16 protein-coding genes and 1 pseudogene are annotated in these 16,987 nt (G+C 47.3%); 14 read left to right on the top strand and 3 right to left on the bottom strand.

The features are described from left to right. The 12 genes and pseudogenes from PFZ56_RS26875 to PFZ56_RS26820 form a co-directional block, all read left to right on the top strand. Positions 1–978, top strand: coding sequence for a GDP-L-fucose synthase (locus PFZ56_RS26875; protein WP_102880473.1), 978 nt, complete (start codon positions 1–3; stop codon positions 976–978). Positions 979–1,108: 130 nt separating this feature from the next. Continuing rightward, positions 1,109–1,600, top strand: a complete 492-nt coding sequence (locus PFZ56_RS26870; RefSeq protein ID WP_102880472.1) for a DapH/DapD/GlmU-related protein — start codon at positions 1,109–1,111, stop codon at positions 1,598–1,600. Beyond that, positions 1,597–2,787, top strand: coding sequence for a glycosyltransferase (locus PFZ56_RS26865; RefSeq protein WP_170003857.1), 1,191 nt, complete (start codon positions 1,597–1,599; stop codon positions 2,785–2,787). Before PFZ56_RS26870 ends, PFZ56_RS26865 begins: the two co-directional genes overlap by 4 nt. Continuing rightward, a complete protein-coding gene (locus tag PFZ56_RS26860; protein WP_170003855.1) occupies positions 2,784–3,938 on the top strand; it encodes a glycosyltransferase family 4 protein in 1,155 nt (384 codons plus the stop codon). The genes PFZ56_RS26865 and PFZ56_RS26860 overlap by 4 nt, the downstream gene beginning before the upstream one ends. Before the next feature lie 6 nt (positions 3,939–3,944). Next, complete coding sequence (locus tag PFZ56_RS26855) at positions 3,945–5,030, top strand: glycosyltransferase (RefSeq protein WP_170003853.1); 1,086 nt, start codon at positions 3,945–3,947, stop codon at positions 5,028–5,030. A 39-nt stretch (positions 5,031–5,069) separates the two neighbouring features. Continuing rightward, on the top strand, positions 5,070–6,479 hold the full coding sequence (locus tag PFZ56_RS26850) for a mannose-1-phosphate guanylyltransferase/mannose-6-phosphate isomerase (RefSeq protein WP_102880468.1): 1,410 nt from the start codon (positions 5,070–5,072) through the stop codon (positions 6,477–6,479). Between the two features lie 9 nt (positions 6,480–6,488). Further along, the gene (locus PFZ56_RS26845; protein WP_102880467.1) at positions 6,489–7,256 is read left to right on the top strand and encodes a glycosyltransferase family 2 protein; all 768 of its coding nucleotides are present in this window, start codon (positions 6,489–6,491) and stop codon (positions 7,254–7,256) included. After that, on the top strand, positions 7,256–8,200 hold the full coding sequence (locus tag PFZ56_RS26840; RefSeq protein ID WP_102880466.1) for an SDR family oxidoreductase: 945 nt from the start codon (positions 7,256–7,258) through the stop codon (positions 8,198–8,200). Before PFZ56_RS26845 ends, PFZ56_RS26840 begins: the two co-directional genes overlap by 1 nt. Before the next feature lie 416 nt (positions 8,201–8,616). After that, positions 8,617–9,633, top strand: a complete 1,017-nt coding sequence (locus tag PFZ56_RS26835; protein ID WP_102880465.1) for a glycosyltransferase family 4 protein — start codon at positions 8,617–8,619, stop codon at positions 9,631–9,633. 84 nt (positions 9,634–9,717) lie between these two features. Next, positions 9,718–11,712: a nucleoside-diphosphate sugar epimerase/dehydratase gene (locus PFZ56_RS26830; RefSeq protein ID WP_170003851.1), complete on the top strand. Its 1,995-nt coding sequence runs from the start codon at positions 9,718–9,720 to the stop codon at positions 11,710–11,712. 111 nt (positions 11,713–11,823) lie between these two features. Then, on the top strand, positions 11,824–12,153 hold the full coding sequence (locus tag PFZ56_RS26825; protein WP_102860865.1) for a helix-hairpin-helix domain-containing protein: 330 nt from the start codon (positions 11,824–11,826) through the stop codon (positions 12,151–12,153). A 172-nt stretch (positions 12,154–12,325) separates the two neighbouring features. Then, positions 12,326–12,766 (top strand): annotated as a pseudogene (locus PFZ56_RS26820) (SDR family NAD(P)-dependent oxidoreductase); the annotation flags it as partial. Between the two features lie 23 nt (positions 12,767–12,789). Here the strand turns inward: PFZ56_RS26820 and PFZ56_RS26815 are convergent. Then, positions 12,790–13,350 (bottom strand): TetR/AcrR family transcriptional regulator, encoded by a 561-nt coding sequence (locus PFZ56_RS26815; protein WP_102880462.1) that lies wholly within the window; start codon positions 13,348–13,350, stop codon positions 12,790–12,792. A 192-nt stretch (positions 13,351–13,542) separates the two neighbouring features. Here PFZ56_RS26815 and PFZ56_RS26810 point away from each other — a divergent pair, with 192 nt between their 5' ends. Together PFZ56_RS26810 and PFZ56_RS26805 are read left to right on the top strand one after the other, a co-directional pair. After that, entirely contained in the window at positions 13,543–14,196 is a 654-nt protein-coding gene (locus PFZ56_RS26810) for a GntR family transcriptional regulator (protein WP_170003847.1), read from the top strand. Positions 14,197–14,211: 15 nt separating this feature from the next. Continuing rightward, the gene (locus PFZ56_RS26805) at positions 14,212–15,063 is read left to right on the top strand and encodes a DUF1989 domain-containing protein (RefSeq protein ID WP_102880460.1); all 852 of its coding nucleotides are present in this window, start codon (positions 14,212–14,214) and stop codon (positions 15,061–15,063) included. Positions 15,064–15,108: 45 nt separating this feature from the next. On the opposite strand, the gene PFZ56_RS26800 is transcribed toward PFZ56_RS26805, so the two are convergent. Continuing rightward, a complete protein-coding gene (locus PFZ56_RS26800; RefSeq protein WP_020796133.1) occupies positions 15,109–15,276 on the bottom strand; it encodes a DUF2897 family protein in 168 nt (55 codons plus the stop codon). Between the two features lie 132 nt (positions 15,277–15,408). Further along, positions 15,409–16,773: an ethanolamine permease gene (gene eat, locus PFZ56_RS26795; RefSeq protein ID WP_170003845.1), complete on the bottom strand. Its 1,365-nt coding sequence runs from the start codon at positions 16,771–16,773 to the stop codon at positions 15,409–15,411. Positions 16,774–16,987: the final 214 nt, after the last annotated feature.

Genomic DNA, 16,987 nt, shown 5'->3' with positions numbered 1-16,987 from the left:
ATGACTAATTATCAGGAAGACGGCATATTTATTGCTGGTCATAATGGGATGGTTGGCTCCGCCATAATGCGCCGGTTGCAAAGTCTGGGTTATAAAAATCTAATCACTCGAGATAGAAACGAATTAAATCTTCTTGATCAGCGTGCTGTTGAAGCTTTTTTTTCTAAAAATAAAATTAAACAAGTTTACATGGCTGCGGCGAAAGTAGGGGGTATTCATGCGAATAATACCTATCCCGCAGAATTCATTTATGAAAACTTGGTAATGCAGACTAATGTGATTAACTCTGCGCATATGAATGGTGTGCAGAAATTGCTCTTTTTGGGGTCCTCTTGCATTTATCCTGTAGCAGCTCCTCAGCCAATGGCTGAAAGTGATTTGTTGCAGGGGAAGTTGGAGCCAACAAATGAGCCCTATGCGATTGCGAAGATCGCTGGAATCAAGTTGTGTGAAAGTTATAACCGTCAATATGGTCGAGACTATAGAAGTGTAATGCCGACTAATTTGTATGGTCCTAATGATAATTATCATCCAGATAATTCTCATGTGATACCTGCGTTACTTCGTCGCTTTCACGAGGCTGTTTTGTATAATAAGGATGAAGTGGTTATTTGGGGGAGTGGCTCGCCGAAGCGTGAGTTTCTACATGTCGACGATATGGCCAGCGCGTCAGTCTATGTTATGGAGCTGTCGCGAGATGTTTATGAGCGTCACACACAGCCCATGCTCTCACACATTAATGTTGGAACTGGCGAAGACTGTACTATTCGAGAGTTGGCAGAGACAATTTCTCAGGTTACTGGATTTAAAGGTAGGGTGATATTTGATGCCACTAAACCTGATGGGGCTCCTCGAAAGCTAATGGATGTTTCACGTATTGAACTTTTAGGCTGGAAGTCAAGTATCAACTTGAGATCAGGGTTGCGTGAGGCGTATGAATGGTTTTCAGAAAATGGGCTTAAAGCTCGCTCAAGCTGATTAACAATCAGTCTGTTAGTTATGTGTAATTCGACCACCGCATATTCTTGCAGAGCGAGAGTAGGGGTGGTCAGTTTTTTGTTTCTTTGTATTATTATCCAAGGTGCTCATTTTAGATGAGTTGAGTATTATGCTGAGGCATTTAATAAATTTAGTTCTTTCTATATTACCTCCTTCTCGTTTTTTTGGCCTACGATACTTACTGTGGCGTATTGCCGGTGTGAATCTTGCGAGAGGAGTGAAATTTTGTGGCCGCGGCTGGATATATGGTCGAGGTTCTTTAAGTATTGCAGAGAGAACCTGGTTGAGTCCAGGTGTTGTTTTTCATACTAACATAGAAGCTGAAATAAGATTAGGTTCTGATTGTGATATTGGGCCAGGCGTAGAGTTTGTTTTAGGAAGCCATGCCATTGGTGGTGAAGCTCGACGAGCTGGTCAGGGTGTTGCTCGTCCAATATTAGTAGGCAATGGTTGTTGGATTGGGGCAAAAAGTTTGATTCTTGGTGGTGTGACAATTGGCGATGGGGCCATTATCGCTGCTGGTTCAGTTGTGGTTCGCGATGTTCCTAAAAATACATTAGTTGCGGGTGTCCCCTCCATTGTAAAGAGGCAATTGCAGTGAAAAAACCAGTTGTGCTCATAGTTTGTAATGCATTGGATGATGCAACTCGTACCGAAAGGGGCATTGGTAGCGACAGTCCTGCAGCATCTCGTAAAGTATTTATGCTGTGTCAGGCACTGCGTACCGCCGGAGCGAGGCCCTATGTTTTGAGCTTGGGTCGAGGTAGTACTAATGGGGCGCTTAAATATTACGGCCGTAAGGCTAAGAGAGTTAATGGTATATCCGTTATTTATTCTTCTTTCTCTCATGTCCGTTTTTTTTCTCAAGTGCTTTCTCTATTCTCATTGATTGGAATGTTGTTTCGTCTTTCAAAAAGCCCCTCAAGGTCAATTGTTTTTTATAATAGGATGAGTGCCTATCTGCCTCTTCTTTTTACTTCTGTTTTTACGGGTTATAGACGTTTCTTGGACTTAGAAGATGGTGAAAATTTCAATGCAAAGCAAGCTGTAATAAAAGTGCGATGGAATCGCTTCTTGGTGTGGGTTTATGATCGGTACTGTTCGAATGGGGCTCTTCTTGCTTGTAGCGCTTTGGCCAGTAGAACGGCTATTCGACCTATTCATTGCTACTATGGTTCTGTCTCAACTCCTAAAGTTAAGTATTATAATTCATGGTTGGAGCCTGAACGTCATATTTTGATGGGGGGGACTCTTAGCGCGGATACGGGCGTAAATTTACTAATTGATACTGTTCGTATGCTTCGTAGAAGTGAGGAGCTCTGGGTTAAAAAGCTGTCCTTTCAAGTTACCGGTAAAGGTGAAGGGTTAGATGCTCTTAAGCAGCTAGCGTTAGAAGACGGTTTTCCTAAAGTTACGGTTCATGGCCGTACAACTAATCTTGAATATATAGAAATCCTTGAGCGATGCTGTGCTGGTCTGGCATTGAAACCTATCGGCGGCGAGATGGCCGACACAACTTTTCCATCAAAGGTCATTGAGTTTGCGGAAGCTGGGCTATTGGTGATTAGTACGGATATCAGTGATGTCCGTAAAGTTTTGGGGGAGGGTGCCTTATACTTAGGATCAAATGATCCGAAAGAGCTAGCAGATATATTGAAGCTGGTTGTCGATGACACGGATTTAGGCCGAAGTTGTGCTGAGAAAGGTAGCTTGATTGTCCTTGAGCGTTGTTCACCTTTGTCGGCTGGTCAGGCGGTCCTTGATTTCATTACTGGGGAGATATCATGACTCAACCCCGTTCTTTCATCACTTGGCAACCAGTTTTGACTGATCATCAGGCTTATACTTATGAGGAGCTTTCCCAACAAGCAAAGTCTCCTTTGTTAGCTTATGTCTTGACACTTGAGGATAGTACTCGTCGTTCTCAAGGTTGGCTTGATACTCAAGTCGGGTCTATAGATAGAAGATTAATCCCACAAAAAAAATGGATGCAATATTGTTACAGGCATATGCGTGAGCATCAAAGGGATGTTCATATATTTGGAAGTGCCTTCCAAAGTATTAAGATGATTTACTGTTTGTTACTGGCAATTTGGTTCAAGGTCGAATTTTATCTCGTGTCCGAACCATACTCACCTATTTCTCTTGGCTATTTTTCTGAAGATAAGTTTGCTATTGCAAATATTAAAGCTAGAGCACGACCTTATATCTACAGGCTTTATGCTTTAGTGCTTAATCGTTGGGTTTCAGGGGTGTTTGCAATATCAAAAAAAGCAATTATTCAATACACTAAAGCCGGTATCTCTAGTGATAAAGTATTTCCATTTGGCTATTTTATACCTTCATTGAAGTCTGATTCTCCAGGGCCGTCAGAGGTATATTCAAAGAATGAAAAACTTCGAATTGTTTTTGTGGGAGCCTTGATTGCAAGGAAAGGGTTGGACTTGCTAATAGATGCTGTTAGCAGCTTAGGTGATCGTGTTGTGCTTGATGTCTATGGTTCAGGGGAGCCACGACTTTACAATATTGATGGTGTGACGGTTAGGTACTGTGGAGTAATTCCTTTTGGCTCCGCTCAAGAAGTGATTGCACGATATGATGTTTTGGTACTGCCGAGTAGGCACGATGGCTGGGGAGTTGTCGTGAATGAGGCTATATGCGCTGGCGTTCCTGTAATTTGTAGTGATCAGGTTGGAGCAAGTGTTATTTTAGAGCGTTTTACTGCTGGTATGATTTTTAATATTCAAGAACCTCATTCACTTAAAAAAACGCTTGAGGTTTTTTTACAGGACTCACAGCTCTCTCAAGAGCTAACCTCTGCTACAAATGTCGCGGCTATCGCAATTCAACCTGATGTTGCTGCAGGTTACATGCTGTCTATAATGCAGGTAAAGGGTTTAAAGCGAAAAGAAGTTTCTTCGCCCTGGTATTTGGAGTAGTTTTTTATGAGCGTAAAGAGCGTTCGTTTACATCTAACAAATATTGCGGGATTGGGGGCAGTGCAATTGCTCAAGTCGTTGCTACCAGCACTTGAGCAATGTGAGAGTATCAGACTTAAGGAACTCTATCTTCCAAGTGTTGGAGAACTTTCTGAGTATGTGTTCGATGATAACTCAATAAATAAATTCTACTATAGAAGGTATCTCCCGAATTCGATTTCTCGTTTTTTGGAATGTGTATTCTTCGGTAGACGCTTTGGTGGAGATACTCCTCTTTTGGTTATGGGGGATCTGCCTATTCGTTGTAGTGCAAAACAAACAGTTTTTGTGCAAAATTCGCACTTGTTAGTTCCTGATAAGATTAGTTGGAATAAATCAAGTCTAAAGTTTTTGGTTTTTCGGTGGATATTTTCTCTTAACATAAGATATGCACAAGCATTTATAGTCCAGACAGCGCAAATGCGTGATGCTCTTATTAAATCTTATCCTTCGTTACGAGCACGAGTACATGTTGTATCTCAACCTGTACCTAACTGGCTTCTTAACGCAGGAATAGTGCGTGGGGGACGAGTCGTGGCAACTGATGCTCCGTTACGTTTGTTTTATCCAGCTGCCGACTATCCACATAAAAATCATAAACTACTGGATAGTATACAAGCTAATAGTGCATCACAGTGGCCAGTCGAGAGCCTTGAGTTAACCATTGAGCAAGAGGCTCACCCTGCTAAGGATATTTCCTGGATTCATTGCTGTGGGCGGCTATCGTCGCAGAGAATGTTAGACTCTTATAATCTTGCTGATGCTCTTTTGTTTTTGTCTAAAGATGAAAGCTATGGTTTTCCGCTTGTTGAAGCGATGTTTATTGGCATTCCTATAGTTTGTCCCGATCTTGAATACGCCAGAGCCCTGTGTGGAGATCAGGCTATATATTTTGTGGTTGATGATGTCGAGTCTTTGAGATGTGCAGTTGATGAGTTACATAGAAAGCTATCTACTGGGTATTGGCCCGATTGGAGCGAGCAATTGAAGATGATTCCAAAAGATTGGGAGTCTGTTGGGCGAAGAATTCTAGAAATTGCTGTTGAAAAATAAATTACTGCTATGATTTTAATTTAGTTGAAGAGAAAATCTATGTTAGTTCCGATAATTATGGCAGGTGGTTCGGGCTCTCGTCTATGGCCGCTCTCCCGCCAGCTAAATCCTAAGCAGTTCCTGTGTTTGGCAGATGCTGAAATGTCCATGTTGCAAGCGACTATCGCTCGCTTGAGCGGTTTGGAAACGGCTTCGCCACGCGTGATTTGTAATGAAGATCACCGTTTTCTAGCAGCCGAACAGTTAAGGCAACAAGGTCTAGAAAAGTTTAATATTCTATTGGAACCCGCTGGTCGAAATACCGCACCTGCAGTTGCGTTAGTTGCAATTCAAGAATGTTTGAATGGTCAAGATCCTATATTGCTTGTTTTGGCGGCTGATCATTTAATTAATGATGTTGTAGCCTTTCAATCCTGTATTCATAAAGCACTGCCATTAGCTATTGATGGAAAGTTGGTTACCTTTGGCATTAACCCTACTCATCCTGAAACAGGCTATGGTTACATCCAGAAGGGTGCAGGCTTAGAAAGTGGTGGTTTTGAAGTGGCCCGATTTGTCGAGAAACCACCTCAGGAATTGGCTAACTCGTATTTGGAGAGTGGCTGTTATCTCTGGAATAGCGGCATGTTCATGTTTCGTGCCAGCCGTTATTTGTGTGAGCTAGAGCATTTCCGCCCTGACATCCTGAGCGCTTGTCGTGAAGCTTTGTGCAAGGGGGAGCAGGACATGAATTTCACTCGGGTGGGACGTGAGGAGTTTGAAAAATGTCCAGATGAGTCGATTGACTATGCGGTGATGGAAAAAACGAAAGATGCAGTCGTTGTGCCAATGGATGCTGGCTGGAGTGATATTGGTTCTTGGGCCGCATTATGGGATGTAGGAGATAAGGATTCTCAGGGAAATATTTGCCGTGGTGATGTAATAGTAGAAGGCTCTACTAATAACTATATCTATTCTGGAAGTCGTTTGGTTAGTACTGTTGGAGTCGATAATCTAATCGTTGTAGAGACCAAGGACGCGGTTCTGATTGCTCATAAAGAGCATGTTCAAGAAGTAAAGAAAATTGTTGAAAAGCTAAAGTCCTCTGGTCGTTCCGAATATAAGAATCATCGGGAAGTATATCGACCTTGGGGTGTCTATGATTCTATAGACAATGGTGCTCGCTATCAGGTCAAGCGTATTACGGTTAATCCCGGTGCTAAATTGTCATTGCAAATGCATCATCATCGAGCGGAGCATTGGGTTGTTGTTAGTGGTACAGCAAAAGTTACTAATGGTGATAAAGTTTATCTAGTTGCAGAAAATCAATCTACTTATATCCCTATAGGGCAAATGCATACTCTTGAAAATCCAGGTGTAATTCCATTAGAGCTGATTGAGGTACAGTCTGGTTCCTATCTTGGGGAGGATGATATTGTAAGGTTTGAAGATTTGTATGGCCGTGTCTAAGAGGTGTGCTTGAAAGTCTCTATTGTTACCGTTTGTTATAATAGTTCTTCTACTATTAAGGATACTATTGAGTCGGTTTTGTCTCAAGATTATGTCGATGTTGAATATATAGTTGTGGATGGTGGTTCTAATGATGGAACTATCGATATAGTCAAATCTTACGGAGATAAAATAAGTACTTTTGTAACAGAAAAAGATAACGGGATCTACGATGCGATGAACAAAGGTGTTGCTTTAGCTACTGGCGATATCGTAGGGATATTGAATTCAGACGATTTTTACGAAAGTGAAAGCATATTGTCTTATGTGGTTGGTGCATTTGATAAAAAACCAGAAGTTGATATTGTTTTTGGCGATGTTGTTTTTGTTGAACCGTCCGATCTAAAGAAAGTTACGCGGTTTTATCGTGCTAATAGATTTTCTGTATGGCGACTGCGTTTTGGCTGGATGCCTCCTCATCCTGCTACTTTTATTCGTAAGTCTGCATATGAAAAGGTTGGTGCTTATTCGCTTAAATACAAAATTGCTGCTGACTACGAAATGTTCGTTCGTCAGCTTTATGTACATGGTTTGAAGTATTTATATATTAATAAAGTCCTTGTGCGTATGCGCTCGGGCGGTGTTAGTACTTCTGGGTTTAAGAGTAGTTTGAGGCTTAATTTAGAGATAGTGACTGCTTGTAGGAATAATGGTTTGTATACGAATATATTTATGGTGCTTTTAAAGCTCCCCTTCAAACTTTATGAGTTGTTCCGTAAGCCTAGGAGTATGAAGTAATGATGCATGTGTTTCTAACTGGGGCAAGTGGTTTTGTCGGAGGGGCAGTTTTACAGCGCTTAGTTTCACTTAATGATATTAAAGTTACCGCCGCTGTTCGTAAATCTAGTTCTCCTTTGCAATGTGCTGTGCATGATGTCGTTAATTTAGAAACTGAAAACGTCTCGCTGCTTGGTGTTGACGTTGTCATCCATGCTGCTGCAAGGGTTCATGTAATTGATGAGTATTCGCCCAATGCTTTGTCCGAATACCGTAAGGTGAATACCGAGTGGACATTAAATTTGGCGCGGGAGGCATTGGCGAGTGGAGTTAAAAGATTTATTTTTTTAAGTTCAATCAAGGTTAATGGTGAAGTTACAAGCTCCGATCGACCATTTCGTGCCGATGACGAGCCTGCGCCTTCTGATTATTATGGAATCTCGAAGCTTGAGGCGGAACAGGGTTTACTGGAGATAGCCGCTGATTCAGAAATGGATGTTGTGATTATCAGGCCTGTTTTAGTTTATGGTGATGGAGTAAAAGCTAACTTTTATAATATGATCTCCTGGTTAGATCGCGGAGTTCCATTACCTTTTGGCAGGCTGGTGAATAAACGTAGTTTTGTTGCATTGGATAATTTGGTTGATTTGATTTTTACTTGTATGAATCACCCTGATGCATCTAATCAAGTATTTCTTGTCAGTGATGATGAAGATTTAACTGCGACTCAGCTTTTTCAACGTGTTGGAAGGGCTTTGGGGCGTAATACTTGGTTGCTGCCAGTTCCTACGTTTTTACTACGTGCGATTTTTCAGGTTCTTGGTAAAAAGTCTCAGGCTCAGCGTCTTCTTGGTTCTTTGCAAGTTGATGTCGAAAAAACTAGGAAGGTTCTTGGATGGCAACCGGTGATTGGGGTTGACGAGGCATTGAGAAAAACGGTTGATGGGTTCAAGCGTAGAAAATAATTAAATCAGTCGTAGAACTTGAATTAAGTGCTTTGCGTGGAGTTGCTTCTATCGCTACTAATGGATTTATGAGTTTTAATGGTGGGGTTTGTTTTTTTTATTTTTTAGTCATATTTTTGTTTTTTTTTTGAGGATGGTTGAAGATAGTCAATATCTGCTTTTTTTGGTTTTATACGAGTAAGATAACGCGTTACAGACGGTTTACTTGATCTTGAAGTTGGCTGTCTTAGGAGTATTAGTCGCTGAATATCGATTTTTTGTGAGTTGTTTTTTGAGGCTATAGTGCTCAAAACGTTTTTTAGCTCATTGGTCGCTGGTATAGGTTTCGCCATTTTTGTCTAGTCGTGTAAAATCAAAGACTACTCCTGGCCATCGATGTAGCTTTATCAGGTATTGGTAATGTTTCGGGGAAACTCATGATTGTTGTTTTTTTTGTGGCGGTTCTCGTCTGTTCGCTGCTTTTGACCGGATCTCTACGTAGATATGCTATTGCTCGCAGTTTGATCGACATACCTAATGAGCGAAGTTCTCATTTGTTGCCAACACCTCGCGGTGGTGGGGTGGCTATTGTCGTGAGTTATCTGGCAGCTCTGCCTCTACTAGCTTTGGAAGGCTTTGCGGCTTGGCCTAGCGTTATAAGTTTGGTAGGCGCCGGAACGCTGATTGCCATGGTTGGATTCCTTGATGATCATGGGCATATCGCTGCCAGATGGAGATTACTTGCCCATTTTTCTGGGGCGGGTTGGGCCTTGTGTTGGCTGCAGGTGGTCCCCTCCGTTGATGTATTTGGCGTTGTTCTTGATCTGGGGTGGGTAGGATATTTATTGGCTGCCGTCTATCTTGTCTGGTTGCTTAATCTTTATAACTTCATGGACGGAATTGACGGGATTGCCAGTGTTGAGGCAGTGAGTGTTTGTATTGGCGCTTGCTTGGTTTATTGGTTGAGTGGAGAAAACGAGCTCGTTTCGACTCCTTTATTGTTAATTGCTGCTGTATCAGGGTTTCTGTACTGGAACTTCCCTCCTGCACGTATTTTCATGGGGGATGCAGGCAGTGGTTTCTTGGGATTGATTCTTGGGATTCTGTCTCTTCAGGCAGCATTGGTATCCCCTCATCTAATATGGGTTTGGCTAATTCTGCTCGGCGTTTTTATTGTAGATGCGACGTTCACGCTGCTCCGCCGTTTTATTCGTGGAGATAAGATCTACGAAGCGCACCGTAGTCACGCTTATCAATATGCATCTCGTCATTTTAAAGGTCATTTACCCGTTACTCTTGCTATTGCTACTATAAATACTCTTTGGTTACTACCTATTGCCATATGCGTAGGTGTATTCGGGCTGGATGGAATATTGGGTCTTGTGATTGCTTATTTTCCTTTGGTTTTTCTTGCCGTAAAATTTAATGCGGGAGCTACAGAGAAATCCAGTTGACTTGATGTGTGCCTTCTAGATGGTTGATTTTTGTTGTGCATTATTCTTGGGCTGGTTTTTGAGGGAGTGAGGTGAAGTTAAGATATGGAAAAGATACGGTCATTTTTATTGAGTCGTTCTCGTAGAAAAAAACGTGTGCTCCAGGTGGTTGTTGACGTTTTTCTGGTGTGGGCTGCGTTGTGGATGGCTTTCGTTGTTAGGCTGGGGTTTGAAGAGTTAGATAACCTTTTTTTTCTTCATCTTTGGCTGTTCGTAAGTGCACCGATAATTGCTATTCCTCTATTTGTTCGGTTTGGAATGTATCGGGCCGTAATGCGTTACTTTGGTAATGATGCTCTTATTACGATTGTAAAGGCGGTAACTTTATCTGCTTTGATTCTTTCATTGGTTGTTTATCTTTATAGCAATCACCAGGTCGTGGTTCCACGTTCAATCGTGTTCAACTACTGGTGGTTGAGTCTAGTGATGATTGGTGGTTTAAGATTGGCTATGCGCCAATATTTTCTCGGTGATTGGTTCACGACCGCACAGCACGTACCATTCACCAACCGGGATGATGGTTTACCCAAGGTAGCTATCTATGGCGCTGGTTCGGCAGGTAATCAGCTAGTTGCAGCGCTACGATTGGGACGTTTCATGCGTCCAGTTGCATTTATCGATGATGACGACAGTATTGCTGATCGGATGATTGCTGGTTTGCAGGTATACAAGCCCAAGCACTTGCAACAGATGATAGACGAAACGGGAGCGGAAGAAATACTTCTAGCGATTCCCTCATCTACTCGTAGTCGTCGTAGAGAGATTCTTGGTTTTCTTGAGGACTTTCCCCTTCATGTTCGGAGTGTTCCTGGCTTTATGGATTTGGCCAGTGGGCGAGTGAAGGTTGATGATATTCAAGAAGTAGACATTGCGGACTTGCTTGGGCGTGACTCTGTACCTGCTCAAGGCGATTTATTGGCGCACTGTATAAAAGGGAAAACTATTCTGGTGACAGGTGCCGGCGGATCTATTGGATCTGAGCTTTGTCGACAGATTTTGTCCTTGGGCCCCACCGCTCTGATTCTGCTCGATCATAGCGAGTTCAATCTCTACAGTATTTTGTCTGAACTTGAACAGCGTGTGTCGCGGGAGGCTCGTATTGTAAAATTGCTCCCTATTCTAGGCTCCGTGCGTAATTACGAAAAGCTGTTGTCTGTCATGAAAACCTGGAGTGTCGAGACGGTTTATCATGCTGCTGCTTATAAGCATGTACCGATGGTAGAGCATAATATTGCTGAAGGTGTACTTAATAATGTGATGGGTACGCTCAACACGGCGCAGGCCGCTTTGCAATCCGGTGTGGCTAATTTTGTACTGATTTCTACTGATAAGGCTGTTCGCCCAACTAACGTAATGGGCAGTACCAAGCGTTTAGCGGAACTTACTCTGCAGGCGTTGAGCAAAGAAGTCGCGCCAGTGTTATTCAATGACTCTTCAAATATTTCAAGGGTAAATAAAACCCGTTTCACCATGGTGCGTTTCGGTAATGTATTGGGCTCTTCAGGCTCAGTCATTCCACTGTTTCGCAAACAGATCAAATCAGGTGGTCCGCTGACGGTCACTCATCCGAAGATTACGCGCTATTTCATGACTATTCCGGAAGCTGCTCAGCTGGTTATCCAGGCTGGATCGATGGGGCAGGGCGGTGATGTTTTTGTGCTGGATATGGGTGAGCCGGTGAAAATCGTCGAGTTGGCGGAAAAGATGATTCATCTCTCCGGGCTGAGCATCCGCTCGGAAAAAAATCCTCATGGCGATATCGCTATCGAGTTTACCGGCCTTCGTCCTGGTGAAAAGCTTTACGAAGAGTTGCTGATTGGCGACAACGTGGTGGCGACTCAACACCCAATGATCATGAGCGCCAATGAGGATCATCTGTCTTGGGATTTGCTTAAGGCCAAGCTCAGCGAACTCCTTGCAGCGCTTGAGTTAGATGATTATGCAAGAGTTCGACAACTGCTCCGTGAGACGGTGAGTGGTTATACCCCGGACGGCGAAATCGTCGACTGGGTTTATCAACAGCGGCGTCTCAAGCCTTGAATCTACACAACCGGTAACCCTCCTGCTTTTGACTTGCCTGCGGCATCACCTAGGTTTGGAAGGCAGCTTCGGAAAAGCTGTTTTCCTTACTCGATGTCATGGAGCGTCACTATGCGTAACTCTTATCTCTCCTCGCTGATCTTTGCCGTTCTAGCCAGCCTTTCGCTTGCAGCTCAAGCAGCGCCTGCTGTCAAGGCGCAGACTGTTGCTCCTGAGGCAGTGGAGCAGGCAACGCCTCAAGTCAGCAAAATCAACCTCAATACCGCCGATATGGCTGTCCTGCAGCGCGAGCTATTTGGAATTGGCGAGGCCAAGGCCAAGGCGATTGTCGCTTATCGTGAAGAGAATGGTCCCTTTGCTTCGGTGGATGAACTGCTTGAGGTCAAGGGTATCGGCAAGACTATCCTGGAGCGCAATCGAGACAAGCTCGTCGTCAACTGACTTGATCAAGTAGCAATCGAAGGTCGGTCAGTGACCGGCCTTCTGTATTTCGGGCGGATTTGGTGCCTAGCCATGAATCTCTATCAACGGGCAATTTTTTCATGGTGCTGCAAGAGTATTGTGTATGTAATATTTTTCGCTCTCCGGATGTTCCAATCGGAGGCGTCCATTACTTTCAAGATTGTCAGGAGCAGCCGCGACGAGTTTTTTCGCGGCCGGGCGCAGGGCGATCATCAAAATTGTCTCGGTGGTCGCGTTAATCCCGGAGCGTTTCAATGCGACTTACAGTGCCGCCAAGGCTTACGTGCTCAGCCTGACTCAGTCACAGCAGGCTGAGTTGAAAGGCAATGACGTTCAGGCTCAGGGGAGCTTGCCTAGCGTTACTTGTACCGAGATCTGGGGGCGTTCAGGCTTGGAGGCTAAGGCCATCCCCCTAGAGATGGTGACGGAGGCGACTGAGATTGTGGACGCGGCATTGAATGGTTTCGACCAGAGAGAGTTGATCACGCTGCCTTCGTTTCCCGCTCCGGCGGACTTGCAGGCACTGGTCGCCGCACGCCTGGCCTTGGGGGCCAATCTTTCCAGGAACAGTGCCGCCGCGCGTTCCAAGTAAGGCGGCCCATGGAGCGGGTTGTATTATTCCTGCTCCTGTTTCTTCAGGCCCTCACTGACGACTTCCAGTATCTGTACCGCCAGTTCAGGACTTTCCACGCTGCGCGAGAGCATCAACGCTCCCACCAGGGTCGACATGATCATCAGGCTGCGTTGCGCCTTATTTTCACCTTCCAGAGTCGCTTCCACTTGGGCAAGTCTGGCATTGAGCACTGCATCGGTGGTGGGGCTGGGTTGGCCGCGCTGGCCGAGTTCCGAACTCATTGTTGGTAGTGGGCAACCTTGATGGGGTGAGCTGCGATGCCACTCGGAAAGGTAGTTGTCGATAAATGCCTGCAAGGGCTGTTCTTGTGTGAACAGGGTTGCGCAGTGGGCATCCAGGTCTTGCGCAGCTGCGCAAAGGGCTTCTTCTACCAGCTCATCCTTGGACTTGAAGTGGGAGTAGAAACCGCCATGGGTCAGGCCCAGTGCCTTCATCAGTGGTTGTAATCCCGTTCCCCCTATTCCATCACGACGAAAACGTTCCGAAGCTTCTTTGATAATGCGTTGATGTGTCTGGGCTTTATGGTCTGCTGAATAACGCATTTGAGAAACCTCCACAACTAGAGCGTTATTTTAACCAAGGATCATCAGATCACGCCCCTACTTATCAGTGGGTGTTTTGCGTATTTACAGCGTTCCGACAGGTAGGGCGAGTGTTTGCTGGGCGCTCAGGAATTGGCACGATAAGTGATTAAAGTTTGATCATGAATTGTTGAACAATCTCGAGGTGTTGCCATGAGCAACGGTTTATCCCTTGCGGACCAGATTAGGGTGGAACTGCGTGCCGACATTATCGGTGGTCGCCTTTTGCCTGGCATGCCGTTGGTAGAGAGCGATCTGGTCAACACCTACAACGCTTCGCGCAACACCATACGTGAAGCGTTGCACGGCTTGGGCCAGGAGGGGTTGACCCACTATGTCTGTTATAAAGGCGTGGTGGTCAGACGCCTGAGCAGCGATGAGGTAAAGGATCTGTTCCGAGTACGTCGGACTCTGGAGTTGCAGGCGATCGCCAGTGCAAGGCCGCTGAGCGAGTGCCAGGCTGATCGTATGCTCGACGCCATCGAGGCGGCCCAATTGGCCCGAGATCGCGAGGACTGGCGTGCTGTCGGGACCCATGGTTTGCGCTTTCATCAGCAGGTGGTAAGGCTACTGGATTCCCCCTTGTTCGATGAATTTTTCACCAATGTAGTCGCGCAATTGCGTTTAGTGTTTTGCGCCGCGCCGGATGAAGCGTTGTTCCAGGCGCCCTGGCTGGTTCGTGACCGGCAGATTCACCAATGGCTGGTGGAGGGTGACAAAGCCCGCGCCGGCGAGGCAATGGAGGCATACCTGGACGACTCCGAGCGCCTGCTGCTGAACATGTTCAGCCAATCCTTGCGTCACTGAGTGAGGGCGATACCCATGTACAAAGACTATCCAGCGGCTTATCAGGTCAGCAAAGGCTCGGCGCTGCAGGTGGATACAACCTTTTATGAACGTATCCGTGATAACCGGGCACAACGTACGCTGATCGAGCAGTTCGAGGTGCCGATTCGTACGGGCCGGGCCTGGAAGGTGCCTGCCGGTCATGTGTTTCGAGTGACCACGCCGGTAGGCCCGCAAGTGGGGGACTTCAACGTCTGGAATGCCAATGACCCGCGAGAACGCCTATGGGCCGCACGTACCCGGCAGTTGCAGGGAGCCCATGTCAGCACCCATGACCGGCTCTGGTCGAACCTGCCTTTTTTGCGGCCGCTGGTCACGATCACCGATGACAGCCTGGCGAATTATGGTATCGATGAGCATGGCGGGCGCCTGCACGATTTATTGGGTACCCGTTGCGATCCCTATGTGAACCGAATGCTCACAGGCGAGGATTTTCATCATCACTGTCACTCCAATCTGACACGGGCGGTTCTGCCCCATGGCCTCACCGAATTCGACGTGCATGACGTATTGAATATCTTTCAGTGCACCGGCCTTAATCATGACGACATGTATTTCATGAAGGCCTGTCCGGCGCAAAAGGGCGACTATCTGGAGTTTTTTGCCGAAATCGACCTGCTGTGTGCACTGTCGACCTGCCCGGGGGGCGATCTGTCCTTGCCGATGTGGGGCCCCGAGGCTCAGGACCCCTTGAGTGTTTGCCGGCCACTGGGAGTGGAGATCTATCGTCTCGAAGAGTCACTGCTTGAAGGCTGGAGCCAGCCGGAGCGGGCGGCCTACAAAGGTCTGCACGGTTTGCACATCGCCAAGGCCGAATGGGAAAAGTAGGGCCTTGAGCAGTCCCTTCAATGCAGGACGAAGGGGCTGACGGGATTAACGATCCTGCGCTTCTTTGGCATCCATTTCCGCGTTGCGTTCGGCTACGCGTTTACGTTGCTCATCAGTCAGTTCCACCTTGTGGGCGGTGTCGCGCAGCATCATCAAGCCGCCGACGATCGAACCGATAGCAACCACCAGAATCAACCAGGCATACCAGGGCATAGGGCTCTCCTTGAACGGCAGTTTCCCGAGGACGAAGGTTCGCCCTCGGGACTGCCTGTAATGCTTTGAGTTAAAGCGTTTCGCACTGGTTCCATTGTATGCCTGATTGTTCTGGCCAGTAGTGCCCGATGCTTACAAACCGGTGAGCATGGCATCCGCCGGGGCATCGGCCCGCAGTTGTGCGGTGAGCTGAAAGTAAATGAAACCCAGCACCATGAAGCCGAGGAAGATCAGGCCAATCAGCGCGTTGAACCAGGCCATGGCCACCAGGCACACCAGCGCCAGTACCAGTGCGATGGCGGGTACCAGCGGGTAGCCCGGGGCGCGGAAGCTGCGTGGCAGGTCCGGTTCGGTCCGGCGCAGTTTGAACAGGCTGAGCATGCTCATGATGTACATCACGATGGCGCCGAATACCGCCATGGTGATCATTGCGGCGGTCAGGGTCATGCCGCCCAGGTTGATCAGGCCATCGCTGTAGATCGCGGCGATACCGATCAGGCCGCCGGCGATGATCGCCCGGTGTGGCGTCTGGAAACGTGACAGCCTGGCCAGGGATGCTGGCAGATAGCCGGCACGGGCGAGGGCAAAGAACTGCCGCGAATAGCCGAGGATGATCCCGTGGAAGCTGGCCACGAGGCCAAACAGGCCGATCCACACCAGCATGTGCAGCCAGCCGGAACTGTCGCCCACCACGGCTTTCATCGCCTGGGGCAACGGGTCGTTGATATTGGCCAGGGTGCGCCAGTCACCCACTCCGCCAGCGAAGAACATCACCCCCATGGCCAGCAGTACCAGGGTCAGAATGCCGCCGATGTAGGCCTTGGGAATGGTGCGTTTGGGGTCCTTGGCTTCTTCGGCGGCCATGGCCGCACCCTCGATGGCTAGGAAGAACCAGATGGCGAAGGGGATGGCGGCGAACATTCCGGCAATTGCCGGGGCACCGAAGGTGTCGGCTCCGGCCCAGCCATTGAGGGCGAAATTGCTGAAGCTGAAGGCCGGTGCTACCACGCCCATGAATACCAGTAGCTCTGCCACCGCCAGTACGCACACCACCAGTTCGAAGGTAGCCGCCAGTTTTACCCCGAGGATGTTCAGGCCCATGAAGACGAGGTAGGCCCCCACGGCGGCATGCTTGGGGTCCAACGCCGGAAACTGCACATTCAGGTAGGCGCCAATGGCCAGGGCAATCGCCGGTGGCGCAAAGACGAATTCGATCAAAGTGGCCAACCCGGCAATCAAGCCGCCTTTCTCACCAAAGGCGCGCCGGCTGTAGGCAAAGGGGCCTCCTGCATGGGGAATGGCCGTGGTCAGCTCGGTGAAACTGAATATAAAGCAGGTATACATGGTGGCGACCAGTAAAGAGGTCACGAGGAAACCAAGGGTTCCGGCCACGCCCCAGCCATAGCTCCAGCCGAAGTATTCCCCGGAAATCACCAGACCGACCGCGATACCCCATAAATGCAGCGTGCCCAGAGTGGGCTTGAGTTGTGTGTTCATCGGTTGCTCCCTGAACGGTTGGAAGTGCTCGGGACTGGCCCGTGCAGCGCCCATGCCAGTCTCGTGGCGACCGTCGTAAAGCCAGGAAAGCGGTCGTATCGAGGATGTTTTCCAGGTTTTTATCGTCGATCGATATCAGTCTGGTGCATCCCGGTGCCTTCGATTGGGGCAGGGGAGCATGGGGGCAGCCGCTGTCGTCTTCCAACTGCCCAGA

The organism is Pseudomonas danubii, from assembly GCF_042980055.1.
GTDB lineage: Bacteria > Pseudomonadota > Gammaproteobacteria > Pseudomonadales > Pseudomonadaceae > Aquipseudomonas > Aquipseudomonas danubii.
This window is presented reverse-complemented; position numbering and strand designations above follow the sequence as displayed.